This window comes from Aeromonas allosaccharophila, from assembly GCF_000819685.1.
Lineage (GTDB): Bacteria > Pseudomonadota > Gammaproteobacteria > Enterobacterales > Aeromonadaceae > Aeromonas > Aeromonas allosaccharophila.
In genome coordinates this window covers 64,891-90,361 of record NZ_CDBR01000066.1, presented here as the reverse complement: position 1 = coordinate 90,361, position 25,471 = coordinate 64,891, and the positions used below count along the sequence as shown (strand labels likewise).

General features: G+C 59.3%; 17 protein-coding genes and 1 pseudogene. 13 read left to right on the top strand and 5 right to left on the bottom strand.

Annotation, left to right across the window (positions count from 1 at the left end; all coding sequences use genetic code 11):
• Positions 1 to 184: 184 nt before the first annotated feature.
• On the top strand, positions 185 to 1,426 hold the full coding sequence (locus tag BN1115_RS12680) for a dicarboxylate/amino acid:cation symporter (protein WP_082034842.1): 1,242 nt from the start codon (positions 185 to 187) through the stop codon (positions 1,424 to 1,426).
• A gap of 1,678 nt (positions 1,427 to 3,104) precedes the next feature.
• On the opposite strand, the gene pfkA is transcribed toward BN1115_RS12680, so the two are convergent.
• From pfkA to elyC, 3 genes are all read right to left on the bottom strand, one after another.
• The gene (gene pfkA / locus BN1115_RS12665; RefSeq protein ID WP_042657428.1) at positions 3,105 to 4,076 is read right to left on the bottom strand and encodes a 6-phosphofructokinase; all 972 of its coding nucleotides are present in this window, start codon (positions 4,074 to 4,076) and stop codon (positions 3,105 to 3,107) included.
• A 152-nt stretch (positions 4,077 to 4,228) separates the two neighbouring features.
• Positions 4,229 to 4,984 (bottom strand): triose-phosphate isomerase, encoded by a 756-nt coding sequence (gene tpiA / locus BN1115_RS12660; RefSeq protein WP_042062658.1) that lies wholly within the window; start codon positions 4,982 to 4,984, stop codon positions 4,229 to 4,231.
• A gap of 135 nt (positions 4,985 to 5,119) precedes the next feature.
• Positions 5,120 to 5,890 (bottom strand): envelope biogenesis factor ElyC, encoded by a 771-nt coding sequence (gene elyC, locus BN1115_RS12655; protein WP_042657427.1) that lies wholly within the window; start codon positions 5,888 to 5,890, stop codon positions 5,120 to 5,122.
• Between the two features lie 84 nt (positions 5,891 to 5,974).
• Here elyC and cmoM point away from each other — a divergent pair, with 84 nt between their 5' ends.
• The 6 genes and pseudogenes from cmoM (at position 5,975) to BN1115_RS21675 (ending at position 14,356) form a co-directional block, all read left to right on the top strand.
• On the top strand, positions 5,975 to 6,751 hold the full coding sequence (gene cmoM / locus BN1115_RS12650; protein ID WP_042657464.1) for a tRNA uridine 5-oxyacetic acid(34) methyltransferase CmoM: 777 nt from the start codon (positions 5,975 to 5,977) through the stop codon (positions 6,749 to 6,751).
• 81 nt (positions 6,752 to 6,832) lie between these two features.
• Positions 6,833 to 8,167: a chromosome partition protein MukF gene (gene mukF / locus BN1115_RS12645; RefSeq protein ID WP_042062655.1), complete on the top strand. Its 1,335-nt coding sequence runs from the start codon at positions 6,833 to 6,835 to the stop codon at positions 8,165 to 8,167.
• The gene (gene mukE / locus BN1115_RS12640) at positions 8,148 to 8,867 is read left to right on the top strand and encodes a chromosome partition protein MukE (protein WP_033135263.1); all 720 of its coding nucleotides are present in this window, start codon (positions 8,148 to 8,150) and stop codon (positions 8,865 to 8,867) included. The genes mukF and mukE overlap by 20 nt, the downstream gene beginning before the upstream one ends.
• A gap of 3 nt (positions 8,868 to 8,870) precedes the next feature.
• On the top strand, positions 8,871 to 13,298 hold the full coding sequence (gene mukB / locus BN1115_RS12635; protein ID WP_042657426.1) for a chromosome partition protein MukB: 4,428 nt from the start codon (positions 8,871 to 8,873) through the stop codon (positions 13,296 to 13,298).
• Positions 13,299 to 13,519: 221 nt separating this feature from the next.
• Positions 13,520 to 13,906 carry a septal ring lytic transglycosylase RlpA family protein gene (locus tag BN1115_RS12630; protein WP_042657425.1) on the top strand — a complete coding sequence of 129 codons (387 nt, stop codon included), beginning with the start codon at positions 13,520 to 13,522 and terminating at the stop codon, positions 13,904 to 13,906.
• A gap of 139 nt (positions 13,907 to 14,045) precedes the next feature.
• Positions 14,046 to 14,356, top strand: a pseudogene (locus BN1115_RS21675) (putative quinol monooxygenase).
• 455 nt (positions 14,357 to 14,811) lie between these two features.
• On the opposite strand, the gene BN1115_RS12620 reads toward BN1115_RS21675, so the two are convergent.
• A complete protein-coding gene (locus BN1115_RS12620; RefSeq protein ID WP_042657423.1) occupies positions 14,812 to 16,050 on the bottom strand; it encodes an esterase/lipase family protein in 1,239 nt (412 codons plus the stop codon).
• Positions 16,051 to 16,259: 209 nt separating this feature from the next.
• Between BN1115_RS12620 and BN1115_RS12615 the strand changes: the two genes are divergently transcribed.
• The 6 genes from BN1115_RS12615 to arcC all read left to right on the top strand — a co-directional run bounded on the left by BN1115_RS12615 (position 16,260) and on the right by arcC (position 24,028).
• Complete coding sequence (locus BN1115_RS12615) at positions 16,260 to 17,255, top strand: Wadjet anti-phage system protein JetD domain-containing protein (protein WP_042657422.1); 996 nt, start codon at positions 16,260 to 16,262, stop codon at positions 17,253 to 17,255.
• 373 nt (positions 17,256 to 17,628) lie between these two features.
• On the top strand, positions 17,629 to 18,816 hold the full coding sequence (ygeW, locus tag BN1115_RS12610; RefSeq protein WP_042657421.1) for a knotted carbamoyltransferase YgeW: 1,188 nt from the start codon (positions 17,629 to 17,631) through the stop codon (positions 18,814 to 18,816).
• A 137-nt stretch (positions 18,817 to 18,953) separates the two neighbouring features.
• On the top strand, positions 18,954 to 20,153 hold the full coding sequence (gene dpaL, locus BN1115_RS12605; RefSeq protein WP_042657420.1) for a diaminopropionate ammonia-lyase: 1,200 nt from the start codon (positions 18,954 to 18,956) through the stop codon (positions 20,151 to 20,153).
• Between the two features lie 127 nt (positions 20,154 to 20,280).
• Positions 20,281 to 21,498 carry a YgeY family selenium metabolism-linked hydrolase gene (locus tag BN1115_RS12600; protein WP_042062638.1) on the top strand — a complete coding sequence of 406 codons (1,218 nt, stop codon included), beginning with the start codon at positions 20,281 to 20,283 and terminating at the stop codon, positions 21,496 to 21,498.
• Between the two features lie 119 nt (positions 21,499 to 21,617).
• On the top strand, positions 21,618 to 23,039 hold the full coding sequence (gene hydA / locus BN1115_RS12595) for a dihydropyrimidinase (protein ID WP_042657463.1): 1,422 nt from the start codon (positions 21,618 to 21,620) through the stop codon (positions 23,037 to 23,039).
• A 56-nt stretch (positions 23,040 to 23,095) separates the two neighbouring features.
• Positions 23,096 to 24,028: a carbamate kinase gene (gene arcC / locus BN1115_RS12590; protein ID WP_042657419.1), complete on the top strand. Its 933-nt coding sequence runs from the start codon at positions 23,096 to 23,098 to the stop codon at positions 24,026 to 24,028.
• Positions 24,029 to 24,193: 165 nt separating this feature from the next.
• Here the strand turns inward: arcC and BN1115_RS12585 are convergent, their stop codons facing one another.
• Positions 24,194 to 25,417: an MFS transporter gene (locus tag BN1115_RS12585; protein ID WP_042657418.1), complete on the bottom strand. Its 1,224-nt coding sequence runs from the start codon at positions 25,415 to 25,417 to the stop codon at positions 24,194 to 24,196.
• Between the last annotated feature and the right edge of the window lie 54 nt (positions 25,418 to 25,471).

Below are 25,471 nucleotides of genomic sequence, written 5' to 3'. Positions count from 1 at the left end.
AGACCGCTTTGAATCTTTACTTTTTAGCAAACTTATTAATAGTTAAGGTTAACGATTTGCTGATTTAAAACAGCTATTAAATGTGAGATAACACGCGCAAACAGGGGAATGGGCAGCTGCTCATTCCCCTGTTTGGTTAATTGCACTGGGAAAGTGTGAATTTTGCTACATAAAGGAACATATTGTGTTAACTAAAGGACTCATTAAAAACATCGGCTTCCAGGTTGTGGTGGCCATGGTACTGGGCGCAGTGGTCGGCGCGTTCATGGGTGAACAAGCCACCGTGTTTGCACCGCTCGGTACCCTGTTTATCCAGCTGATCAAGATGCTGGTGATCCCGCTGGTGGCGGTTGCCATCCTCTCCGGCGCCGCCAATCTGGGTGCCAGCCCGGCGGCGGGCAAGATCGGCGCAGCGACGCTGGCCTTCTTCCTTGGTACATCAGCCTTGGCCGTGTTGCTGGCGCTGGTGATGGGACAAATCTTCAAACCGGGTGTCGGGGTCGATTTCGCTTCCGTCGCCTCCATGTTTGGCGGTGACTACGCCGATAAAGGGGCGTTGCCGGATGCGGTTGCCACCCTGCTTGGCATGATCCCCACCAACGTCTTCAACTCCCTCAACGAAGCCAACATCCTGCAGATCCTGGTGTTCTGCATGTTCCTCGGCATTGCGCTGGCCAAACAGCCGCGCGAGCGGGCCAAGCCGCTGGTCGATGGGCTCAATACCCTGGTGGATGCCTTCGTCTGGATGATCAACAAGGTGATGATCATCGCGCCGCTCGGGGTGTTCGGTCTGATGGCAGAAGCCATCGGTACCTATGGCTTCGATGTGCTGACCCTGGTGCTCAAGCTGTTCGTGGTCTATGTGGCTGCCATCCTGATCTTCGGCTTTGTGGTCTATCCGCTGCTGGTCGTGATGTTCTCCAACACGCCGGTACGCAAGTACTTCTCGGCCATGAAGAAGCCGCAGATCGTGGCCTTCTCCACAGCCTCTTCCATGGCGACCCTGCCGGTCAATATGGAGACCTGCGAGCATGATCTGAAAGTGACCAACGCGACCGCCTCCTTCGTGCTGCCGCTGGGGGCCACCATCAACATGAGCGGCAACGCCATCTATTACGGTCTGGTCGCCATCTTCTTCGCGCAGGTTTACAACATCGATTTGAGCGTCGGTGCCTGGGCGGCCATCATTGTGACCTCCACTCTGGGCGCGATCGGTCAGGCCGGTGTGCCGGGCCCAAGCTTCCTGGTGGTTGCCGTGCTGCTGGCGGCCGGGATCCCCATTGAAGGGTTGCCGCTGCTGTTCGCGCTGGATCGTCTGTTCGACATGATCCGCACCTCCCTCAATATCACCGGCGATGCGGCCTGTGCTGTCATTGTTGATCGCTTCAGCCCGGAATATGACCCAGAGCGTTGGAACAAGGCATAACAGCTTTGAGCTGAGCTAAAACAGTCCTGAGCCGAGTTATAAAAGCTCTGCTCTGACACTGGGTGACGACGAGCCCCTGCCATGATGGCGGGGGCTTTTTATATCTGCTGGACTGGCATCAGTGGGGAACGCTTGAGTAAGGGGCTGCTAACGGTTGGTGCAGTGGAGGTCTGGCTGAAAAACAATGTCGCGGGCTTTGGGCTTTGTGGTGATGACAAGCCTGTTGTGGCTGCCGGGGCAGGGGGTTGTCAAATGGCGGGTAACAAAAAGGGGAGCTTGGCTCCCCCCGGATATGATCTACTGCTGGTTCTACTCCATCAGGCCAAACAGAGTGTGGTTAAACCATCCTGGTTACACCCTTGTGGCGAAAGAAACAGCGTCAACGTGATGAAATCATATCTATGTTGACCATCTCGACATTGTCACTGAAAAGCGCCAGTTGGTGGCGATTAAACAGACATGCCAGATAAGGTCAGTCCGGATTGATGCCTCTCTATCCGGCTTAGAACTGTGACAGTGAGGGCAGAGAGACAGCAACCAGGGTGAAAAACACCGTGAAAACGGCAGTAACGACAAACTCTTTCATTTTTCTCTCCCCAGGTTGTTGGTTGATGTTGTCAAGATACCATAACAGGGGGTTAAAACAAGCGTAAAATTGATAAAATGGCGTCTTTGCGTGTCAGTGAGGTCGAGGTAGTCATTTTTGACATGTTGCGCTGATTTTATCGCCCGTTGCGACGTTTGACCCATCGAAGATCCAGTTGCTTTCATTATTTTGTTTAAATTCAATACTTTATTGTTTTGCTCATTTATTTTTAGGTGGGTTTTATATGGGGCTTAAATGGAGTTTTATAAGTTATCCCCCTCATAACTGCGTCATGAAGGCCATCAAAAGTGCATCTGGTTATGATTTGAAGATATCTGACGTAGATAGCTCATCCAAAAAAAGTTGGTGGATGAAATCTGGTTGCCAACCCTTGTCGCACCATGACTTTATCAGGCCGATGTCTCCGTGTTTTTACAGCAACACTCCGTTTTACAGGGGGGCTAGCCATGGATTGGGGGGATACGGATTGGCAGTTGGCTGTTTTATCAGCGCCAATTGCACCGGCCGGTGGACGAATAGACAAGGTGGCAGCAAGGGTCAGGTGTGCACCAAGCCAGAGGTGTACTCTGTGGCTGGTCTGGCTGGTCTGGCTGGTCTGGCTGGTCTGGCTGGTCTGGCTGGTCTCGAACCGCGTTCTGTGTGGCCGATGGATCTGGCATAAGTAATGTGATTGCAACGCGAGAGCTGGGCCGGATCATGGTTGGGGAACTGGGGGCGATTCAGATATCTGAATACCGTCTACAAGATTGAGCAAGATTGAGATGCCACAGTGGTGTATGACGAGGAGGCTGAACAAGCTGGTTTCAGGGTCAGCAGAGAGGCAGGCCACTGCAAGCCGGTTCAACAGTGATAAAACATCCACGGCAATATCGGAACGGTATCTTTGGCTGATGCCGGTTGGTGCGAGGAGGGGAAGGTTAACGATCAGTCAGATGGCGCAAGGGTTGGGATGCAGGGCAACCTGCAGGGTGAGGGCTGCACACTGTGTCGAGACATCAGCTTGCGTGAGATATAAAAAAACCCTCCGATGGAGGGTTTTTATCATCAACAACCGGTAAAAAGCCGCGTGGCTTAGAACAGGGTGGTGGAGAGGTTGTAAAGCTCCTGATCGAACGGGCGCTTCATGTTCTCGATGCAGTCGATGATGTCGTGGTGTACCAGCTCGTTGCGCTGGATACCGACGCAGCGACCACCGTGGCCAGCCAGCAGCTGCTCAACGGCGTAAGCACCCATACGGCTGGACATGATGCGGTCACGAGCAGTCGGGGCACCGCCACGCTGGATGTGGCCCAGGATGGTGGCGCGGGTTTCACGGCCGGTCAGGGCTTCGATGTCTTTGGCCAGGGCGTTCACATCGGTGACGTGCTCGCAGATGGTGATGATGGCGTGCTTCTTGCCTTTTACTTCACCTTCTTTGATCTGTTGCAGCAGCTTGTCCTTGTCAAAAGCCACTTCCGGCACGATCACGTACTCGGCACCACCGGCAACGGCGGCAGACATGGCCAGATCGCCACAGTGGCGACCCATGATCTCGACCACGGAGATGCGGTGGTGGGAGCTGCAGGTGTCGCGCAGACGGTCGATGGCGTCAACGACCACGTTCAGGGCGGTATCAAAACCGATGGTGAAGTCGGTACCGGCGATGTCGTTGTCGATGGTACCCGGCAGGCCGATGCAGGGGAAACCCTCTTCGGTCAGCTTCTTGGCACCCATGTAGGAGCCGTCACCACCGATCACCACCAGGGCGTCGATGCTGTGCTTTTTCAGGTTTTCGATCGCTTCGGCACGCACGGCCGGATCTTTGAAGGCAGGGAAACGGGCAGAACCCAGGAAAGTACCACCACGGTTCACCACGTCGGAGACGCTGTGACGCTCCAGCTTGACGATGCGATCCTGATGCAGGCCGAGGTAGCCATCATAAATACCGTAAACTTCCAGGCCATGATGCAAACCGGCGCGAACCACGGCGCGAATGGCTGCGTTCATACCGGGTGCGTCGCCACCACTGGTCAAAACACCAATACGTTTGATTTGTTTGGTCATGAGTGCCTCTGGATCTGAGTTGTCAAATACGAATGTTTGGAAATAGACAAGCCACTTTTACTATATCGGCTTTCGTATGGGATGCGGGGGCCGCCATAGGAAAAGCGATACAAGAGAGGGGCTGTGCCCCTCTCTTTGCCAGTAATGCGAAATTACTTGGCAGCGCCAGCGATGATCTGGGAGAAGTCGTCCACTTTCAGGGACGCACCACCGACCAGGCCACCGTCGATGTCCGGCTGACCGAACAGATCGGCTGCAGTGGCGCCAGTGACGGAACCGCCGTACAGGATCTGTACTTTGGCAGCAACGGCGCCATCAAAACCGGCCAGGTACTGACGGATGTGAGCGTGAACGGATTGAGCGATCTCCGGAGTGGCAGTCTTGCCAGTACCGATGGCCCATACCGGCTCGTAAGCAACAACGGCGTTGTTGAAGGAGGCGATGCCGCAACGGTCGATAACGGCTTTCAGCTGGGTCTCAACCACGTTCTTGGTCACGCCAGCTTCGAACTGCTCCAGGGTCTCACCGATGCACAGAACCGGGATCAGGCCGCCTTTCTGGATCGCTTCGTACTTGGCCGCAACCACGTCGTCAGTCTCTGCGTGCAGGGTACGGCGCTCGCTGTGACCGACCAGGGAGTAGGTGCAACCGAAGGCTTTCAGCATGGAGGGGGCGTTTTCGCCGGTGAAGGCACCAGACTCGTGAACGTCAGCGTTCTGGGCACCGTAGGCAATCTTGCTGCCAGCGGTCAGTTGCTCAACCAGACCCAAAAAGATAACCGGCGGGCAGACGGCGACTTGTACAGAAGGATGAGCGGCAGCAGCCGGGGTCAGTCCTTTGATCAGAGCTTCAACAGAAGCTTTGGTGCCGTTCAGTTTCCAGTTACCCATTACCAGGTGCTGTCTCATCTTGTATATCTCCTAGGCATTTGATTGCGCGACATTATATGAATTGAACCGAGCCCAAGATAGCTGACCCGGCGGCAAATGACGTAATTTTTTTTCGCTTTCCTGATCCAAATCAGGAATGAATCGCTTGATTGCTCATTCGTTAACCTGCCCTCGCAAGCGAGCCCACCATACCCCAATCCATTCGTGGATGGCAGCTTCGGAATACATCAAATAACGCCCTTTGGGTAAATAACTGTAGAGCGGCTGAGGCACCTGGCTCTGCTTGGCGGTGTAGTCGGTGGGGGCCGGCACGGCATTGAGTCCCTGACCCTGATAGAGCGCCATGGCCCGGGGCAAATGGGTGGCAGAACTGACCAATGCCACCTCTTTTCCTTTCAGGTGGCGACTGATACTGACCGCTTCGTCATGAGTGTCTTTGTTGTTTTCAAACAACGTCATCCGCGCGCGGGGAATGCCGAGGCTCATCGCCATCCGGGCGTTGACCTCGGCATTCGACAGGGGATCCCCCGATACATAACCCGAAAAGATCAACTCGGCGTCGGGATAGGCCTGGGCAAGACGCACCCCTTCGAGGGTGCGGGCCAAGGCGATATTGTTCTGCCAGGCGCGCTCGGGCACCGCCGGATCGCTGACATGGCCGTTGCCGAGCACCACGATCGCCTCGATCTTGGGATGCTGGCTCACCTCGAACGGCGGGTAGGTCTGCTCCAGCCCGCGGGCCAGTTCATAGCTCACCGGCCGCATCCCCATCAGCGCCACAATCAGCAGCGAGAGGGTGGCCAGCAGTTTGCCGGTTTTCTGAAAACGGGTGAACCAGAGCAGCAGCAGGGCGACAAGCAGCAGGGAGAGAGAGAAGGGGAGCGGCATCAGCAGCTGACCCAGCCACTTTTTAATCACAAACACGGCAGACACTTCCTTGAGTTTTCAGCAAATTCGGGATGTGACAGAATACCCCTCTTTTTTTGGATGGCCAAAGTTGAGTTTCTCTTGAAGCAAGATCAGAGTTTTGACGGTCGCGCCGACAAGTTCGCCCGCAATATTTACGACTCCACCAAGGGGCGCATTCGCACCACCATCGTCTGGAGCGACATCGAAGCCTGCCTGGCTCGCCTTGGCAATCGGCCGCTGCGCATCCTCGATGCGGGGGGCGGTTTTGGCTACTTTGCCCAGAAGCTGGCGGCCATGGGTCATCAGGTCGAGTTGTGTGATCTCTCCGCCGAGATGCTGGATCTGGCTCGCAGCCAGATCGCCGAAAAGGGGCTGGAAGACAACATTCGTCTTATCCATTGCCCCATTCAGGATCTGAAACAACACGTGACCGGCACCTTTGATCTGGTGCTCTGCCACGCGGTGCTGGAGTGGCTCGCCGAGCCGCGCCAGACCTTGCTGGGTCTGTTCCCTTTCGTCAATGCCGGGGGCATACTGTCGCTGCTTTTTTACAACCGTCATGGCCTGCTGTTCCAGAGCCTGGTAGTGGGCAATTTTGACTATGTGCGGTTGGGCCTGCGCAAGAAGCGCCAGACTGCGCTCACGCCCACCAATCCCCAGTTGCCGGAGCAGGTCTATGACTGGATTGGACGAGGCGGGCTCAAGATCATCGGCAAGACCGGGGTGCGGGTGATCCACGACTATATGCGTCACAAGCAGGATCAGGTCGAGAAGTTCGACGATCTGCTGGCCATGGAGCAGCAATATTGCCGTCAGGAGCCTTTTGTCGCCCTTGGCCGCTATATCCATGTGATGGCGCAGAAACCCGCCAGTTGATGGGGCCTGATTTTTCGATGCTACCGGATGTAGCCGCGCGCGAGTTTGTGCGCTCAATTACAACAACGAGATGACAACGTCATGATGAGTACATCCCGTACCCTGCCCGAGCGTTCTTTGCCGGAGATAGTAGGGTGGGTCAGGCAGGAGGGGTTGGCGCTGAGCCTGCCTACCGACCGGCTGGCCTTTCTGATTGCAATCAAGACACTGTCCGAAGATGAGTCGGACTTGTCGGAAGCGGCGCTGCACGATGCCTTTGGTTACGTCAGCAACGCTTTTGGCCAGATGGACGAGACCCTCACCGGTCGCGCCAACAACGCCATCAACGATCTCATTCGCCAGCAGTTGCTGTCGCGCTTCAACACCGACATGGTGGCGGGGGAGAGCCTCTATCGCCTGTCGCGTCTTGGGATCGGCATCGTCGACTTCTTTCTCGATCAGCGTCAGGTCGACTCCATCAAGCTCTCCATCTTGCTCGAGCATTTGGCGGCCGAGCTCGACACCGCCCGCAAGGCGGCGCTCGAGACCAACACCCGCGAGCAGTGGGACGCCGAGGTGCTGCCACGGCTCACCTTCTCGCTGGAAGAGACGCTGGGGCGCATCGATTTGACCCAGCGCGCCATGGATGAGCAGCAGAATCAGGTCAAAAGTGAGATCGCGGCCCTGCTGACCCAGAACTGGGTCGATGCCATTCACAGCTGCGAAAAGCTGCTGCACGAGACCGGCCAGACCCTGCGCGAACTGCAGGATACCCTGGATGCCGCCGGCCACCGCCTGCAGGCGGGGCTGCTCAACATTCAGGAAGCGGCGCAGGGGCGTGACGATCTGTTCCACGTCGAGGAGCTGACTCACGCGTTGCAAGGTCGTCTTGACGTCATCACCAGCTGGGGCCAGCAGTGCATCGAGCTCTGGTCCCGCTACGACAGACACGTCCACAAGTTCATTCGCAACGCTATCGACATGGACAAGAACCGCGCCTTCAGCCAGCGGCTGCGCGACTCCATCCGCAATTTCGAGCAGCATAACTGGCTGCTGCGCATTGCCGAGGAGCCCCGTCTGCTGGAGCTGCGCGATGAAACCATCGCTATCCACGATGAGGAGGTGACCGGCGAGGTGCCCCTCGAGATGGAGTACATGGAGATGGTGGACATCAACCAGGAGCTGGCGGAGCGCATCGAGCGCTATCTGGCCCGCTATCCCGAGCAGGGCCAGCAGCTGGATTTGGCCGATGTATTGCGGGAATACCTGCTGGATTACCCGGCTCACGCCCATTTCGATGTGGCGCGTCTTCTGATCGACCAGGCCGTGCGCCTGGGCCATGCCAGCGGCGAGCGCGAGTTGCACCGCCAACCCGCATGGAAACCCATTAACCAAGCTGGATCCAAGGTTCAGGCCTATGTCATTGATCAATACTGAGTTTCCCTTGCCGCTGCGGCTCGCAGAGGCGATTGCCAACCCCTTGTTTCCGCGCATCGACACCGCCTTGCGCTCCGGCCGTCACATCAGTGCCGACGATTTCGAACAGCACTCGGCGCTGGTGGAGTACCACAACGAGCTGGAGATCTTCTACGGCCGTTATCAGGTGGAGCTGATCAAGGCGCCGGAAGGCTTCTTCTACCTGCGTCCGCGCCCCAGCGCCGACATCGGTACCACTGTGCTCTCCGAGCTCGATATGCTGGTGGGCAAGGTGCTTTGCTACCTCTACCTGAGCCCGGATCGCCTCGCCTCGGAAGGGGTGTTCGCCATGGGCGAGCTGCAAGAAGAGGTGCTGAGTCTGGCCGACGAGAAGCAGTTGCTGCGGATGGTCAACAGCCGCTCCGGCGGTACCGATCTCGACAAGAAGAAGCTCTTGGAGAAGATCCGCACCTCCATGCGTCGCCTGCGCCGCCTTGGCATGATCACCGCACTTGGCAACAGCGACAAATTCCGGGTCAACGAATCGGTATTCCGCTTTGCCGCCGACGTGCGCTCTGACGAAGATCCGCGTGCCGTGCAACTGCGGATGATCCAGGAAGGAGAAGCCATCTTCCACGACGACGAGATGCCGAGCAGCGATTCGCTATTTGACGATATCGAGGCGGACCTCGATGAAGAACAACTGGATCTGGAGGTATAAACAGTGCGAGGCAAGTTCAAATCCCTGACTATGGTCAACTGGAACGGCTTCTTCGCCCGAACCTTCGATCTCGACCAGCTGGTCACCACCCTTTCCGGCGGCAACGGTGCGGGCAAGTCCACCACCATGGCGGCCTTTATCGCAGCGCTCATCCCTGACCAGTCACTGCTTCATTTCCGTAACACCACGGAAGCGGGCTCTTCCAGTGCCTCCCGTGACAAGGGGCTCTACGGCAAGCTGCAGCGCGGTCCCTGCTATTCCCTGCTGGAAGTGATGAACAGCCGCGAGCAGCGGATCTGGGTCGGTGTCCATTTAGAGCAGATTCTAAATCGTGACAGCAAGGTCAATATCACGCCATTTGCGCTGGTGGATGTGCCAGAACATTTGGTGCCAACCGACTTGCTCATGGAAAAACTGGATGATGGTCGGGGTAAGGTTCGTGCGTTTGCCGATTTGAGTCGGGCTGCGGCGAATCTTGGTGCACTGAAAGTCGCCAAGTTTCATACGGTGACCGACTATCACAACTTCATGTTCGAGTTCGGTATCACCCCGAAGAAGCTGCGCGACCAGAAAGATCGCGGCAAGTTCTATCGCCTGATCGAGGCTTCCCTCTACGGCGGCATCTCCTCGTCCATCAGCCGCTCCTTGCGTGAATACCTGCTGCCGGAGAACTCCGGGGTGCGCAAAGCGTTTCAGGACATGGAGGCGGCGATCTATGAAAACCGCCGCACTCTGGAGGCCATCAAGGAGACCCAGGGGCAGCGGGATCTGTTCAAGAACCTGATCACCGAGACCACCCACTATGTGGCGGCGGACTATGTTCGCAACGCTGCCGAAAAGAGCCGTCTCTCCGAGCTGGCCCTTAAGGCGCGTCAGGAGCTGGCGGAGAAACGCCGCATTCTGGCCGAAGAGAAGCAGCGCGCCATCTATCTGGCCGACGAGGTGGATCAGCTCGCTAATCGTGAAAAAGTTCTGACTGCTGAGGCTGAATCTGCCGCCGATCACTTGGCCAAGGTGATGGCGGCCGTCAGCTTGCAGAAGAAGATCGAGATGTACCGCGCCGATCTGGCGGATCTCTCTGACAAACTCGAGCAACAACAAGCAGTGGTGGAGGAGATCCACGGCCAGCTGCTGGAGGTGGAGGAGCGCAAGGAGCTGGCGCAGGCCGAGGTGGACAGCCTCAAGACTCAGCTGGCCGACTACCAGCAGGCGCTCGACATCCAGCAGACCCGCGCCATCCAGTACCGTCAGGCGGTGCAGGCGCTGGAGACTGCCCGCGAGCAGTGCGAGCTGCCGGGGCTGACCGCCGAACAGGCGAGCGACACCCTGCATCAGTTCCGCAGCGCCGAGCAGAGCCTCACCAGCCGGGTGCTGGGGGCCGAGCAGCAATTGGCGCTGGCCAAGGCGGCGGTAGCCGAACATGAAGCGGCGCTGGCGCTGCTTTTGAGCATCGCCCCCGAGACAGTGCGCGAGGCCGCCTGGCCCACCGCGCAGGCGCTGCTCAAGCGTCACATCGAAGACAAGGCCCGTATTGCCCAGGGGCAGGGGCTGCGCGCCGCGCTGGCTCGCCTCGAGAAAGAGAGTGAAAGCCAGAAAAATCTCTTCAAGCTGCGTGACGAGCTGCAGCAGGCCTCTGGCCAGCTGATTGCCAGCAGCGATGAGCTGGAGATCTTCCTCGAAGCCCAGCGCACCCGTCAGGAGGAGCTGGCCGAGCAGCAGGCCGAGGTGAACCAGCGCCGCGCCAGCCTCGAGCATCAGGGCACCCAGCTGGGTCGCGATATCAGCGATCTCACCAAGCTGGCGCCGCGCTGGCTCAAATCCTTTGAAAAACTCGAGCAGCTGCGCGAGCAGAGCGGTCTGCCGCTCTCCACCGCTGAAGAGCTTTCGGCCGGTATGCAGACAGTGCTCGACAAAGAGCGCGAGTTCGAACAGGAGAGCAACCGCATCGCGGCGCAGAAACAGGCGCTGGAGCTGCAAATTCGCAATCTGCAGCTGGGGGCTGGTGAGGCGGATCCCCGTCTTGCCCGCATTGCCGAGCAGGTGGGGGGCGTGCTGCTCTCCGATGTCTATGACGACATCTCCATCGATGATGCCCCTTACTACTCGGCGCTCTATGGCCCGGCTCGCAGCGCCCTGGTGGTGCTGGACCTTGAGGGCGCCATCGAGCGGCTGAAAAAGCTGGAAGATTGCCCGGAAGATATCTACCTCATTCAGGGCAACCCCGACTCCTTTGACGAGGATCTGGTGGAAGCGGACGAGCTGGGAGACGCCGTGCTGGTGCGCACCAGCAAGCGTCAGGTGCGCTTCTCCCGCTACCCCGAGCTGCCGCTGTTTGGCCGCGCCGCCCGGGAAAAACGGATCGAGCAGCTTGACCTTGAACGCGAAGGGCTCATCGAGGGTTACGCCAAGGCGGCCTTCGAGCAGCAGAAGTACCATCGTCTCTACGGTCACTTCCGCGACTTTATCGGCCAGCATCTGGATATCGCCTTCCGCCCCGACCCGGAAGCCGAAGTGCAGGCCAAGCAGGCCGAACTGCGCGCGCTGCAAGGGGCCATTGGTGAGTGCGACAAGCAGCTGAGTGATGCCAAAGCGGCCGCAGCCCAGCTGACTCGCCATATCCAGCTGGTGCAGGGGATGCTGCCCTTTGCTCACCTGTTTGCCGAGACAGAGCTGGCGGCCCGCCTCGAGGCGGCTCACGCCGATGTGGAAGCGCTAAAACAGGCCGAAGCCTTTATCGCCAAGCACGGCAAGGCGCTCGAGAAGCTGGAGATCCTGGTGCAGGTGCTGCGTCAGGATCCGCAGGATCTGGCCGCACTGCAGGCTGCCTATGATGAGGTGAGCGACTTGCTGGCCGAGCAGAAGCGCCGTTGCTACGCCCTCGATCAGCTGGTGGCCCGTCTGCCGCACTTTGCCTATCAGGATGCGCAAGACCTGCTGGGCAAAGCGTCCGAGATGAGCGAGCGACTCAAAGAGAAGCTGAAAGCGGCCGAGCTGGCGGCCCGCACCGCTGGCGAGCAGCACAAGCAGATTGCCCAGCGCCACACCGAGGCGCTGCAACTGCGCACCGCCCTTAACTCCAGCGTCGAGGCCAAGCGTCAGACCCTGACCGAGTTCGAGCAGGAGCTGGCGGCCATGGGGCTGACCCTCTCTGACGATATGGAAGAGAAGGCGCGCGCTCACAAGAAAGAGATTGAAGAGCTGCTGATCCGCACCCGTTCCCGTCGCACCAGCGCCGAGGCCCAGTTGCAGGTCACCAAGCGCGAGATCGAATCCCTCGGTGGTCGTCTCAAGCTGGAAGGCAAGGATTATTACAGCGCCCGTAAATCCTTGGTGGGCCACAAGGCGAGCTGGTCGCGGGTGGTGCGACTGGCGCGGGAGACCGACGTCGAGAAGCGTTTAAATAAGCGCGAGCTGGCGTACCTCGACAGCGACGAGCTGCGCTCCATGTCGGACAAGGCCCTCGGCGCCCTGAGGGTGGCGGTGGCGCACGATGAGGCCCTGCGCGATACGCTGCGTCTCTCTGAGGGCAACCGCAGCACCGAGCAGAAGGTCGCCTTCTACGTGCAGGTCTACCGTTACCTTAAAGATCGCATCCGCAACGACATCATCCGCTCCGATGATCCGGTGGAGGCCATCGAGGAGATGGAGATCGAGCTGGCCCGTCTCGCTGACGAGCTCAAGCAGCGGGAAACCCATCTGTCGCTCTCCTCTCACGAGGTGGCGGCCAAGATCACCAACATCATCCGCCGCGAGCAGAACCGCATCCGGGTGCTCAACCAGGGCTTGCAAAACATCGCCTTCGGTCTGGTGCGCGGGGTGCGCCTCAACGTCAATATCCGCGAGGCCCATACCCGTCTGCTGACGGCGCTGGCCGATCAAACAGCCATGCACAACGATCTGTTCGCCGACAAGGAGCTCAGCTTCTCCGAGGCGATGGCCAAGCTGTTCCAGCGTCTGAACCCGCAGATCGAGCAGGGGGATCGCAGCTATCAGGTGATGGGCGACGTGCTGCTCGACTATCGCAACTATCTGGAGCTGGAGATCGAGGTGCAGCGCGGCGCCGATGGCTGGCTGCGTGCCGAGAGCGGTGCGCTCTCCACCGGTGAGGCGATCGGTACCGGTCAGGCCATCCTCTTGATGGTACTGATCAGCTGGGAGGAGGAGTCCCGCCGTCTGCGCGGCAAGGATATCGCCCCCTGCCGTCTGTTGTTCCTCGACGAAGCGGCCCGTCTGGATGGCAAATCCATCGCCACCCTGTTCGAGCTGTGCGAGCGGCAGGATATGCAGCTGCTTATTGCGGCGCCCGAGAACATCAGCCCCGAGAAGGGCACCACCTACAAGCTCATCCGCAAGGTGCAGGGCAAGCACGAGCATGTGCATGTGGTAGGCCTGCGCGGCTTCGGCTTTGCCGATGACAAGCTGATTGCCTGAGAAGTCTCTGGCCCATCCCGTCACGGGATGACCGGTAACTAGTTGAAAGGGAGGCATTTGCCTCCCTTTTTACATGGAAGATATGGCAAAGTAGCCGCACTGTCGCTGCTGCCTGACAACAAGGCGAGAAGTTGCTTGCGAACATGCCGCCAGTGTCACCGGCCGCATCGAAGATGCAAAAATAGCGCAGAGTGGAAAGAAGAAGAGAGGAGAGGGGAAAGGTGCAACATATCCAGAAAGGGCTGCTGTTATCTCTTTGCCTGCTGCTGGCGGCCTGTAGCAGCCGTTATGACGAGAGCCACGGCGGCAGCTGGCGCGGCTACAGCGAAACCGGCTATGCCAGCTATTATGCCGACCGCTATCACGGCAAAAAGACCGCCAGCGGCGAGATCTATCGCAATAACCTCAACAGCGCCGCCCATATGGAATTGCCCTTTGGCGCCATGGTGCGGGTCACCAACCTCGCCAATGGCAAGAGCGTGGTGGTCAAGGTCAATGACCGCGGCGCTTTTAAAAGGGGGCGTATTATCGATCTCTCCAAATCGGCCTTTAGCGCCATCGGCAATATTCGCGAGGGGATTATCAAAGTAAAAATAGAGGTGCTCTAGCAGTCCACTTGTTCATTGGCGTGAACAGAGTGTCCGTTCTGCATGGCTATATCCTGCAAGTCGCCACTCTTACACTGCTCCGTATCCAAGAGGTACACCCAATCGAAATACTTGAACGATTGATCTGATAACGGAGCAGATGAAGATGAATGAAGAAAAACTGGTGTCCATCGCAGTGCTTAAAGCCAGAGCCGGTATGAGGAGCAACTGCGCCGGGAGTTGAGCAAGCTTATTGAACCCACTCGGCGCGAGTCGGGTAACTTGGACTATGTGCTGTTTGAATTGCGGGATGAGCCGGGCACCTTTTACATGCGTGAGGCATTCGTCAGCCAAGCTGCATTGGATAGCCATTGTCAGACGGACTATTTTCAGGCCTTTGCCGCTCAGGCTGAGCCTCTGCTTGCAGAGCCACTGCGGCTTATTTTTCTGGATGAGGTGAGCCATTCTTAATCCATTCGGGCCAGTGGTCGGCCCGATTTTTTATTCATATCTCAAGTGCGCAATGGGGATGAAAAAACCGCCAGTTGGCGGTTTCTCTTAATTCGGTAGATCCCTATTTCAGGGCCTTTTTCAGCTTTTTGATCTTGCCTTCGTGCTTGGCAATCTTCTCAAGGCGTGCGGCGATCTTCTTCTTGATATCTTTCTTGCTTGCTTTGGCCATCGTTGGCGCTCCTTTGCAGTGGTGACACACGAGGTGCCATGGTGGGTCTCTTCCTTCGACATCCCAGAGTGCCACATGGCCACCCTGTAAACCAGCACTCCGTTGCATTAATAGCCAACCCACGGTGGCCGGTTGTCTCATAAACGCGGTGTGCAGATCTATCCGCTAGCTGGCAAGGCGGGTGCAGCTTGACGCTGTCGCAGCGCGGACGACAGGCGCTGTGTTGTGTGGTCACGTCGCCCCATCACACCGGGTGAGGGGTGAGCCAGCGCAGCAGTTGCTGGCCCACATGCGGGCTGCCGAGCAGGGCCATATGACTGGTGCGATAGACAATCAGGGTATGGGCGGGCAGAAAGGCCAGCTGATGGCGCGCCTCGCTGTGCTGGCCGAGGGCGCTGCGCAGGGGCACCAGTCCATCGCCAATCAGCCGGTCGGCCAGCAGGCTGCGCTTGGCGGCAGTGGTCGCGGCGATGGCATAGCAGTTGACGCCGCAGGGGAGGGGAAGCGGCTCGCGGGGATCACGCATGGGCACGGCGGGATCGGGTGGGGCGAGCGTCTCGATCACCTTGCCGTGGCGCAGATCCTTGATACCCGTGCTACGCAACCGTGTCAGTCTGACAAAAGGCTCCGTGTAGGCGCTGGCGGGCAGCAGTTGCTCCAGCCAGTGTCCTGCGTGTTCCAGCGGTGCGCCGTGGTGTGGTGTGCCGAGAAAGATCAGGTTGGCAAGGTGCGCAGGCCAGGTGAGCCCGGCCACGCCTGCATGGTGGCAGGCGCTGCGGGCAACCAGCCCCCCCATGCTGTAGCCCATTATCGTTATCTCTTTGAGGTCTCCTGGCCAGTGGGCGAGCAACTGTTCCAGCAACAGGGCCAGTGCCTGCCCGTTTTGTGCAATGGGCAGTCCCGAGTTGTAGCGCACGTAAAAAGGCTGATAGCCAAGCGCGTTGGCAAGTTGATCCCCATGATTGGCCGGTTCACCCTGATAAAGGGTTTGCCACTGCAGATCGTTCATGCACAGGCCATGCACCATCAACAGCACTCGTCCCTTGCGGGGCAGATTTGTCGGCATGGCCTGCCAGTCGAGGGTGTCGCCCTGATAGCGCAGGGTCATGGGGGTGGCGAGGGCGTTATGGCTCTCGACCAGAGCGTCCCCCATCACGCCGTTGAGGGTGGCGATCAGTGCCGCGCGTTTGGGCGTCTCGGGAATATGGTGCAGTGGCGGGGTCGGCGGCAGCCGGGTCAGCAACCCGTTGATGCCGCTGCCGAGGGTATTGGCCGCGCCGTGAACCCCCTTGTAGACCAGCCCGGTGATCCCGGATGTCTTCCCCTCATCCCGCCCCTTGATCCCCATACCGCTCAGTACCGCCTGATGTACCGCTTCGGTGATCTCTACCGCAGCGGGCAGCGCCAGGGTCAGCAGTTGCGCCAGCTCGCGGATATCCGAGATATGCCAGGAGGAGGGGGACTTTTCTGTGGTGTCGGTCATGGGAACGCCTTGTGGAAGTCCATCGAAAAGGGGTCGCCTGGGGGCAGTATATCAACCAGCTTGCGCGGTTTGGCACGGGTTTACCAGTACCAGAGAGTGTGATCCGGGAGCAAAAGGTGCTGATGATAGACCCTTGCGAAGCCGGTCACGGTAACGGCGGGGAAAATCACCTCTACTGCGTCACATTACGTGATGAGGGGAGGATAAGGATGTCGCTGTTTGATGAGGTTCGGGTACAAGCGCTCTGTGCAAGGCTGCTCGATAGCCAGAACGAGCAGGGCTGCTCCCTTGAGAGCAGACATGGCCGCGAGTTGAAGGAGCTGCTGCAGGCGGTGGGCGGAGTCGAGTCAGTTGGGCGCAGTGCCCGTCATGTATTAACCGAGGCGGGACGGACTTATCTGGCTGGACAGCTGGCGCAGGTAGTCCCCCCAGAGCCAGACAAGCGTGAACAGCTGCGAAGCTTGGGTGTGAGCTTGCCTGCACGGCTCAATCAGGCCTGCTTTCATGCACTCTGGCATGGGGACAGCAAGCATCCGCGCAGTGAATGCCCGGATCCACAGCTGGCGGATTTGATGCTCACGCAAGATGAGGTGATCCGCATCCGTACCCTCGAACCGCTCTCGCTGGTCGATCGGCACGGTCAGCAGCACGATATGACGGCGGTGATGACACTGCTGGGGGAGTTGGCGTTGCCGGAGCGGGCATTGGCAACGCTGGCGGCCATCGGCTGGCAAGGGGATCGCGTCATTACGGTGGAGAACAAAGGGGCCTTTGTCGACTACCCGCTGCAACCCGGGCAACTGCTGCTCTTTGCCCCCGGTCGCAATACCACCTTGGCCAAACGGCTGATCCCGCTGTTGCCTGCGGGCGTGCAGTGGGCCCATTTCGGCGATCTCGATCAACGGGGTATCGACATTGCCATCGAGCTGGCGCGTGAGCTGCAGCGTCCGGCCATGCTCTGGCTCCCCAGTGAGCTGCAGCCTTATCTGGATCACTACGCCCGTCCGGTACGCACCTTTGCGACGGACAGTGGCAAGGTGCCCTGGCGTGTGACGAAGCTGGCTGATCAGGGCGATGGTCATGGCACGCCAGCAGGCGTTCCCTGGCTCGATGAACTGGTGACGAAGGGAGCTTGGCTGGAGCAGGAGGTGTTGATCCTGGCTGCACGCTGGCAGTGCTGGCCATTGGCCGCTGCGGGCAGTTGAATCCAAAAGGGGCATTATCATAATGATAACAGCCAGCACGGTTATATCATTTCAGCCCCTGAAACTGACCTTTGATGATAATTCTCACCGACGCAGGGATATTGCCTCTGATTATTATCACTCGGCTATTTTATGGCTTGGCCGTTCCGCTCACCTTTTTATGGAATAAATCGCTGAAATAGCCGCCGCTTTTGTGCTCTGCATCACACACTTTCGCCATTTATTAATATCTCCCTGCATTTTTTTAGTTTGGCACGCTTATTGATTGCCTTACATCGACGCTAACCGATGAGCTCACCCACAACCGGGATGCTGGTGACATCGTGAGTGAAAGGGGAGCTATCCATATCTCATCCAATGATTGGGGCGAACGATGAAAGCAGTTAACGAATTAATCAAAGAGATCAGAGCACTCAAATCCAACCTGCATGAAAAAGATTTTTTGCTGACCTGGGAGCAAACTCCTCAGGAGCTGGAGCTGGTATTGAAACTGGCCGAATCCCTCAAGACCCTGCGCGCCGAAAATATCTCTACCAAACTGTTTAATAGCGGGCTCGGTATCTCGGTTTTCCGCGATAACTCCACCCGAACCCGCTTCTCTTACGCCTCCGCCCTCAACCTGCTCGGTCTGGCCCAGCAGGATCTGGATGAGGGTAAATCCCAGATCGCCCACGGCGAGACCGTCCGTGAAACGGCCAACATGATCTCCTTCTGCGCCGATGCCATCGGCATCCGTGACGACATGTTCCTCGGTGCCGGTAACGCCTATATGCGCGAAGTGGGCGCTGCACTGGACGAAGGATTCGAGAAGGGCGTGCTGCCCCAGCGTCCGGCACTGGTCAACCTGCAGTGCGACATTGATCACCCGACCCAGTCCATGGCTGATCTCGCCTGGTTGCAGGAGCACTTCGGCAGCCTGGAGAGCCTCAAGGGCAAGAAGATTGCCATGACCTGGGCCTATTCCCCAAGCTACGGCAAGCCGCTCTCCGTGCCGCAGGGCATCATCGGTCTGATGACCCGTTTCGGTATGGACGTGACCCTGGCCCACCCGGAAGGGTATGACCTGATCCCGGACGTGATCGAAGTGGCCAAAGAGAATGCCAAGGCCTCCGGCGGCAGCTTCCGTCAGGTCACCTCGATGGAAGAGGCGTTCAAGGATGCGGATATCGTCTATCCCAAGTCCTGGGCTCCCTACAAGGTGATGGAGCAGCGCACCGAGTTGCTGCGCGCCAATGACCACGCTGGCCTCAAAGATCTGGAAAAACACTGCCTGGAGCAGAACGCCAAGCACAAAGATTGGCACTGCACCGAGGATATGATGAAGCTCACCAAGGGTGGCGAAGCGCTCTATATGCACTGCCTGCCCGCCGATATTTCCGGCGTCTCCTGCAAAGAGGGCGAAGTGACCGAAGGGGTATTCGAGAAATACCGTATCGCCACTTACAAAGAGGCGAGCTGGAAGCCCTATATTATCGCCGCCATGATCATGGCCCGTAAATTCTCCGCCCCGGCAGAAACCCTGGAAAATCTGATTAAAGAGGCGCAAAAGCGGGTGAAATAAATAACGGCAGGGCAGGGTGAATATTCATCCTGCCCACGCTGTCGAATTCATTATTTTGAGTTTTCTCCCCGTGGTATCTGAATAACGGATCTCCCGGCGAGGCAGCTCTTTGTCAGGTAACGCCTAGTGAGGTAAGCATGTCCCAATTTTCGCTGAAGATGGATATTGCCGATAACCGCTTTTTTACTGCCGAGCCATCACCGCTGTTTTCCCGAATTGAAGCACAAAAGGCTCGCGCTTTTCATAAAAAACTGGCCGGTTATGAGCCGACCCCATTGTGCGACCTGAAAGATCTGGCCGCCTATATCGGGGTGAAAAATATATTGGTCAAGGACGAGTCAAAGCGCTTTGGCCTCAATGCCTTCAAGATGCTGGGTGGCGTTTATGCCATCGCCAACCTGCTCTGTGAAAAATACGGGGTGGCCATCGAGGATTTCTCCTTCGATCTCATCAAACGCACCATCAAGGAGCCGATGACCTTCGCCACCACCACAGATGGCAACCACGGTCGCGGTGTTGCCTGGGCCGCCAAGCAGGTGGGCCAGCATGCGGTGGTCTACATGCCCAAGGGCTCGGCGCAGGAGCGGGTGGATCACATCCTCAACCTCGGTGCCGAGTGCATTGTCACCGACATGAACTATGACGACACCGTGCGGCTGACCATGAAGATGGCCGAAGAGCGCGGCTGGCACATAGTGCAAGACACCGCCTGGGAGGGCTACACCAAGATCCCGACCTGGATCATGCAGGGTTACTCCACTCTGGCCGACGAAGCGGTCGAGCAGATGCAGGCCATGGGCATCAAGCAGCCCACCCACGTGCTGCTGCAGGCTGGCGTAGGTGCGCTGGCGGGCGGTGTGCTCGGTTATCTGGTGGACTGCTTCGGGGCGAAAAACCTGCACAGCATAGTCGTCGAGCCGGATCAGGCCGACTGTATCTACCGCTCCGGTGTGGCGGGGGAGATGGTCAATGTGGGGGGCGATATGCGCACCATCATGGCCGGTCTCGCCTGTGGTGAACCCAATCCACTGGGTTGGCCGCTGCTCAAGAGTTGCACCACCCAGTTCATCTCCTGCCACGACAAGGTGTCGGCGCTGGGCATGCGGGTGCTGGGCAACCCCCTTGGCAATGATCCGCGCATCATCTCCGGCGAATCCGGCTCGGTCGGTACCGGCGTGCTGGCGGCGGTGCGTCACCACCCGGATCGCGCGGCGCTGATGGAGCGTCTGGGGCTAAGTCGCGACTCCGTGGTGCTGATCATCAACACCGAAGGGGACACCGATGTGACCCATTACCGGGAAGTGGTGTGGGAAGGCAAACACCCGGCCTGCGAGTAACTCCGGCTGCGAGTAAGCAACCACGAATCAAAGAACTGATCGCGCCTCGCCAGCGGGGTGCGGTAACGGGCACAGGGCGCTGCCGATGAAACAGGCCGCGCACTCTCAGTTGTTATGGAGAATCACAATGAGCAAGCAAATTCCGTTTGAAATGGTGTTGGAGAAGGCCTACCAGTACAAGGCCGAGATGAGCCAGTTCCTGCGCGACATGATCGCCATCCCGAGCGAGAGCTGCGATGAAGAGCGCGTCGTGCTGCGCATCAAGCAGGAGATGGAGAAGGTTGGCTTTGACAAGGTCGAGATCGACCCCATGGGCAACGTGCTGGGCTATATCGGCCACGGCCCGCACCTGATCGCCATGGATGCCCACATCGATACCGTGGGCGTCGGCAACCGCGCCAACTGGACCTTCGACCCCTATGAGGGGATGGAAGATCACGAGATCATCGGCGGTCGCGGCGCATCCGATCAGGAAGGGGGCATGGCCTCCATGGTTTATGCTGGCAAGATCATCAAGGATCTGGGACTGGAAGACGAGTACACCCTGCTGGTGACCGGCACCGTGCAGGAAGAGGACTGCGACGGTCTCTGCTGGCAGTACATCATCGAGCAGAGCAAGATCCGCCCCGAGTTCGTGGTCAGTACCGAACCGACCGACTGCCAGATCTACCGTGGCCAACGCGGCCGCATGGAGATCCGCGTCGAGGTGCAGGGCGTCAGCTGCCACGGCTCTGCGCCGGAGCGCGGTGATAACGCCATCTTCAAGATGGGCCCGATCCTCGGCGAATTGCAGGAGCTGAGCCACAACCTTGGCAACGACGACTTCCTCGGCAAGGGCACCCTGACCGTCTCCGAGATCTTCTTCACTTCGCCAAGCCGCTGCGCCGTGGCCGATAGCTGCGCCGTCTCCATCGACCGCCGTCTGACCTGGGGCGAGACTTGGCAAGGTGCGCTCGACGAGATCCGTGCCCTTCCTGCGGTGCAAGCCGCCGGTGCCGAGGTCTCCATGTACCAGTACGATCGTCCGGCTTATACCGGTCTGGTCTACCCGACCGAGTGCTACTTCCCGACCTGGAAAGTGGAAGAGGATCACATCACCGTCAAAACCCTCTCCAAGGCGTACACCCAGCTGTTCAATAAGGCGCCGGTGGTGGACAAGTGGACCTTCTCGACCAATGGAGTCTCCATCATGGGTCGCCACGGCATTCCGGTCATCGGTTTTGGTCCGGGTAAAGAGCCGGAGGCCCATGCGCCGAACGAGAAGACCTGGAAAGAGCATCTGGTCAAGTGCGCCGCTATGTACGCCGTGATCCCCATGCTCTATCTGGCCGAACTGGACAAGTAAGGGGTCTGCCGGGCGGTGACTGCCATCGCCGTCCGGCTGTGGCAAATGTGGCAAGTGCCCCGTCTGTGTTGAGGCGGGGCCTTGCTGTTTGAAGCGATGTGATGTTCGAGGTGGTGGGGATGAAACGGCTGATCAAGAACGGCGTGCTGGTCGATGCACAGGGTGAATATCGTCAGGATCTGCTGATCGAGAACGGGGTGATCCGTATCCGTGCCGCCGATATCCAGCCCGATGGCGAGACCGAGGTGATCGATGCCAGCGGCTGTTACGTGATGCCGGGCGGCATCGACGTCCACACCCACTTCAACATCGATGTCGGGATTGCCCGCAGTTGCGATGACTTTTTCAGCGGTACCCGTGCCGCCGCCTGTGGTGGCACCACCACCATCATCGACCACATGGGATTTGGCCCGGCGGGGTGCAATCTGCATCACCAGCTGGCCCGCTATCACGATTACGCCGCCGATCAGGCGGTGATCGACTACAGCTTTCACGGCGTGATCCAGCATGTGGATGACGCCATCCTCCACGAGATGGCCGCCATGGTGCAGGAGGAGGGGATCAGCAGCTTCAAGCTCTACCTCACCTACCAGTACAAGCTGGGGGACCATGACGTGCTGCGCGCGCTGGCCCGCCTCAAAGAGGTGGGGGCGCTCGCCACCGTCCATCCCGAGAACGATGCCGCCATCGCGGCGCGCCGTGCGGCCCTGCTGGCCGCGGGTCACCATGAACCCTGGTATCACCCGCAAAGCCGTCCGCTGGAGTGCGAAGCCGAGGCGGTGGCCCGGATGATCAATCTGGCGGGGCTCGCTGGCAATGCGCCGCTCTATATTGTCCACCTCTCTAACGGACTGGGACTGGAGTATCTGAAACTGGCGCGCCGTCAGGGTCAGCCGGTCTGGGTGGAGACCTGCCCGCAATATCTGCTTTTGGATGATTCCTGCTACTACCGGGAGAACGGGGTCGACTATCTGCTCAGCCCGCCGCTGCGCGGGCGCAGCGAGCAGGACAAGCTGTGGGTCGGCGTCGCTGCGGGCGACATCGACACGGTGGCGACCGATCACTGCAACTTTTCCCATGCCCAGCGCATGACCCTGTCAGGGGGCGATTTCAGCCTCTGCCCCAACGGCTTGCCGGGCGTCGAGAACCGAATGCTGCTGCTGTTTGCCCACGGGGTGCTCGGCGGGCGCATCTCGCCGTCGCGCTTTGTGGCCCTCACCAGCGCCAATTCGGCGCGTCTGTTTGGCCTCTGGCCGCGTAAGGGCAACTTGCAACCGGGGACCGACGCCGATCTGGTACTGATGGATCCCCGTGGCGAGACCCAGATCCGTCACGCCGCGCTACACGACAACGGTGACTACAGCCCCTACGAGGGGATGCGCTGCCCGGGCCAGATCAGGATGACCCTCAGTCGCGGTGAGATCGTGGCCCGCGACGGCGAATTTACCGGACAACGGGGGCATGGCCGCTTTCTGGCGCGGGCACCCTTTGATCCACTGCTGGGCGAAGCGGTCAGAGAACAACCATCAGCACAGCGATAGACAGAACAACCGAGCCGGTATGACACCGGCCTACCCTTATCATCGGAGAGCACAAGATGAAACAGCGTATCGTACTGGCCCTGGGGGGCAACGCTCTGGGCAACAACCTGCCCGAGCAGATGAAGGCGGTGCAGAGCACGGCGCACACCATCGCCGACCTGATTGCCCAGGGGCACGAGGTGGTGGTCACCCACGGCAACGGGCCTCAGGTGGGGATGATCCAGCAGGCGTTCGAGGTGGCGGCCCGCCACGAGCCAAAATCCCCCCATCTGCCGATGTCGGTTTGTGTGGCCCTGAGTCAGGGTTATATCGGCTATGACCTGCAAAACGCCCTGCGCGAAGCCCTGCTGGAACGTGGCATCCACAAGCCGGTCGCCACGCTGGTGACCCAGGTTGAGGTGGATAAAAATGATCCCGCCTTCCTCGACCCGAGCAAGCCCATCGGCGGCTTCTTCAGCAAGGAGGAGGCCGAGGCGCTGATGGCCAAGGGCGAGCGGCTCAAAGAGGATGCCGGTCGTGGCTATCGCCGGGTGGTCGCATCTCCCAAACCCGTCGACATCATCGAGAAGGAGACCGTCTCTGCCATGCTGGCCGCCGGTCAGGTGGTGATCACCGTCGGTGGCGGCGGCATTCCGGTGCTGCGGGAGGGCAATCACCTGCGCGGTGCCAGCGCGGTGATCGATAAGGATTGGGCCAGTGCCAAGCTGGCGGAACTGATTGACGCCGACATGCTGATCATCCTCACCGCGGTGGAGAAGGTCGCCATCAACTTCGGCAAGCCCGATGTGCAGTGGCTCGATACTCTGAGCGTGGCCGATGCCAACAGCTTTATCGCCCAGGGGCAGTTTGCCAAAGGATCCATGTTGCCCAAGGTGGAGGCGGCGCTCTCGTTCGCTACCTCTTTGCCGGGGCGCAAATCCCTCATCACCCTGCTGGAGAAGGCCGCCGAGGGGATCGCAGGCAAGACCGGGACCGTGATCAGCCTGTAATCATGCGTACTGATCCACAGGGGCATCCGGCCCCTGACAGAGTGTGGAGCCTTGGCTCCACACTCTGTTTTATTGGGATGGCGGTGACGGATCATCACTGTCGATCGTGCCTGTCGATCGTGCTCTGCAGGCCAGAGGAACCGCGCTGTGCGAGTGGCAATAAGGCTAGTTGGAGTGGCAGCCGGGTTTTGTGGATGGCAGAAACCTGTAGAGGCCGATACCGGTGAGCAAACCAATCACCGCCAGCAGCAGCCAGATGGCTGTAGCGGGGCGGCTGCCCGCATCCCCCAGCATAAAACCGATGAGCAGGTTGCCAAAGAGCGCCATGCAGCCGCCAGCGCTGGCATAGAAGCCGTAGTAGCTGCCGAGCTGCTCAGGGGGCGCGTAGCGGGGCAACTGGGCGGCAAAGAGCGGGAAGCAGAGAATGGAGCCCAAGGAAAGCAGGGCCACCTGCGTCAACACGCCCGCCGTCGGCCAGGGGGAGAGCAGCGGCAGGGCCAGGTAGCTCAGCCCCATCATCCCGATACCGAGCCCCATGGCGAGCGGTACCCCAAGGCGGTGCTCCACCAGACGGGAGGCTGGCAGCTGGAGCAGGACGCCGATCACCGCCGAGAGGGTAAAGACTCCGCCGAGCAGGTGGGTGGCGTCCGGCAGGCTCTGGATATGGGCGGGCAGGGCGAGATAGAGCTGGTGGAACAGGATCTGGTAGCTGCCCGCCAGCAGGGTAAACACGATAAAAGGGCGCTGGCGCACTATTTCCCCCCACTGGCGCAAGATAGCGCCGCGCGGGCTCTGGTGGCTCACCGGGCGTTTGGGCAGCACCCGGTATTGCAGCACGCCGAGCAGGGCGAACAGGCTGGCCGCCAACAAGCCGGTCAGGGTATAGCTCTGCTGGGTCAGTGTCAGGCCGACCAGGGGGCCGAGCAGCATGCCCGCCTCGCTGGCGAGATTGTGCAGGGCAAAGGCGCGCTGACGCTGGCTCGGGTTGTGGCATTCGCTGGCAAGGTACGCCTGGGCGCAAGGGGTGAACAGCGCCCCCGCAAAGCCGGTGAGGGCGGCGGCCAGCAGCAGGATGGGCAGCGACTCGGCCCAACCCAGCAGCACGAAACCGACCGAGCGCACCAGGCAACCCCAGACGATGGCGGGGTGATAGCCGATGCGATCCCCAAGGGTGCCCCCCAGCAGGAAGAGCCCCTGCTGGCTGAAGACCCGCATCCCCATGACCAGGCCGCAGGCCCAGCCGGCGAGGCCCAGCCCGCTGCCCATGTGCTGGGCGAGGAAGGGCATCATCATGTAGAAGCCGAGGTTGAAGGCCAGCCCGTTGGTGATAAGCAGGCGGGCGGCCGGGCTCATGCCCTGCCAGTCCCGCCAGTAGGAGGCGCCGTTCATCTTCACCTCCCGCTAGCATGTCGGGAGGGTGCTGCCTGGGTGGTGCTGCGTTGT

Coding starts and splice junctions, on each gene's coding strand:
- arcC (WP_042657419.1), top strand. CDS start 23,096: ATGAAACAGCGTATCGTACTGGCCCTGGGGGGCAACGCTCTGGGCAAC.
- BN1115_RS12615 (WP_042657422.1), top strand. CDS start 16,260: ATGTCGCTGTTTGATGAGGTTCGGGTACAAGCGCTCTGTGCAAGGCTG.
- BN1115_RS12585 (WP_042657418.1), bottom strand. CDS start 25,417: ATGAACGGCGCCTCCTACTGGCGGGACTGGCAGGGCATGAGCCCGGCC.
- tpiA (WP_042062658.1), bottom strand. CDS start 4,984: ATGAGACAGCACCTGGTAATGGGTAACTGGAAACTGAACGGCACCAAA.
- BN1115_RS12600 (WP_042062638.1), top strand. CDS start 20,281: ATGAGCAAGCAAATTCCGTTTGAAATGGTGTTGGAGAAGGCCTACCAG.
- hydA (WP_042657463.1), top strand. CDS start 21,618: ATGAAACGGCTGATCAAGAACGGCGTGCTGGTCGATGCACAGGGTGAA.
- mukE (WP_033135263.1), top strand. CDS start 8,148: ATGTCATTGATCAATACTGAGTTTCCCTTGCCGCTGCGGCTCGCAGAG.
- pfkA (WP_042657428.1), bottom strand. CDS start 4,076: ATGACCAAACAAATCAAACGTATTGGTGTTTTGACCAGTGGTGGCGAC.
- mukF (WP_042062655.1), top strand. CDS start 6,833: ATGATGAGTACATCCCGTACCCTGCCCGAGCGTTCTTTGCCGGAGATA.
- ygeW (WP_042657421.1), top strand. CDS start 17,629: ATGAAAGCAGTTAACGAATTAATCAAAGAGATCAGAGCACTCAAATCC.
- BN1115_RS12620 (WP_042657423.1), bottom strand. CDS start 16,050: ATGACCGACACCACAGAAAAGTCCCCCTCCTCCTGGCATATCTCGGAT.
- dpaL (WP_042657420.1), top strand. CDS start 18,954: ATGTCCCAATTTTCGCTGAAGATGGATATTGCCGATAACCGCTTTTTT.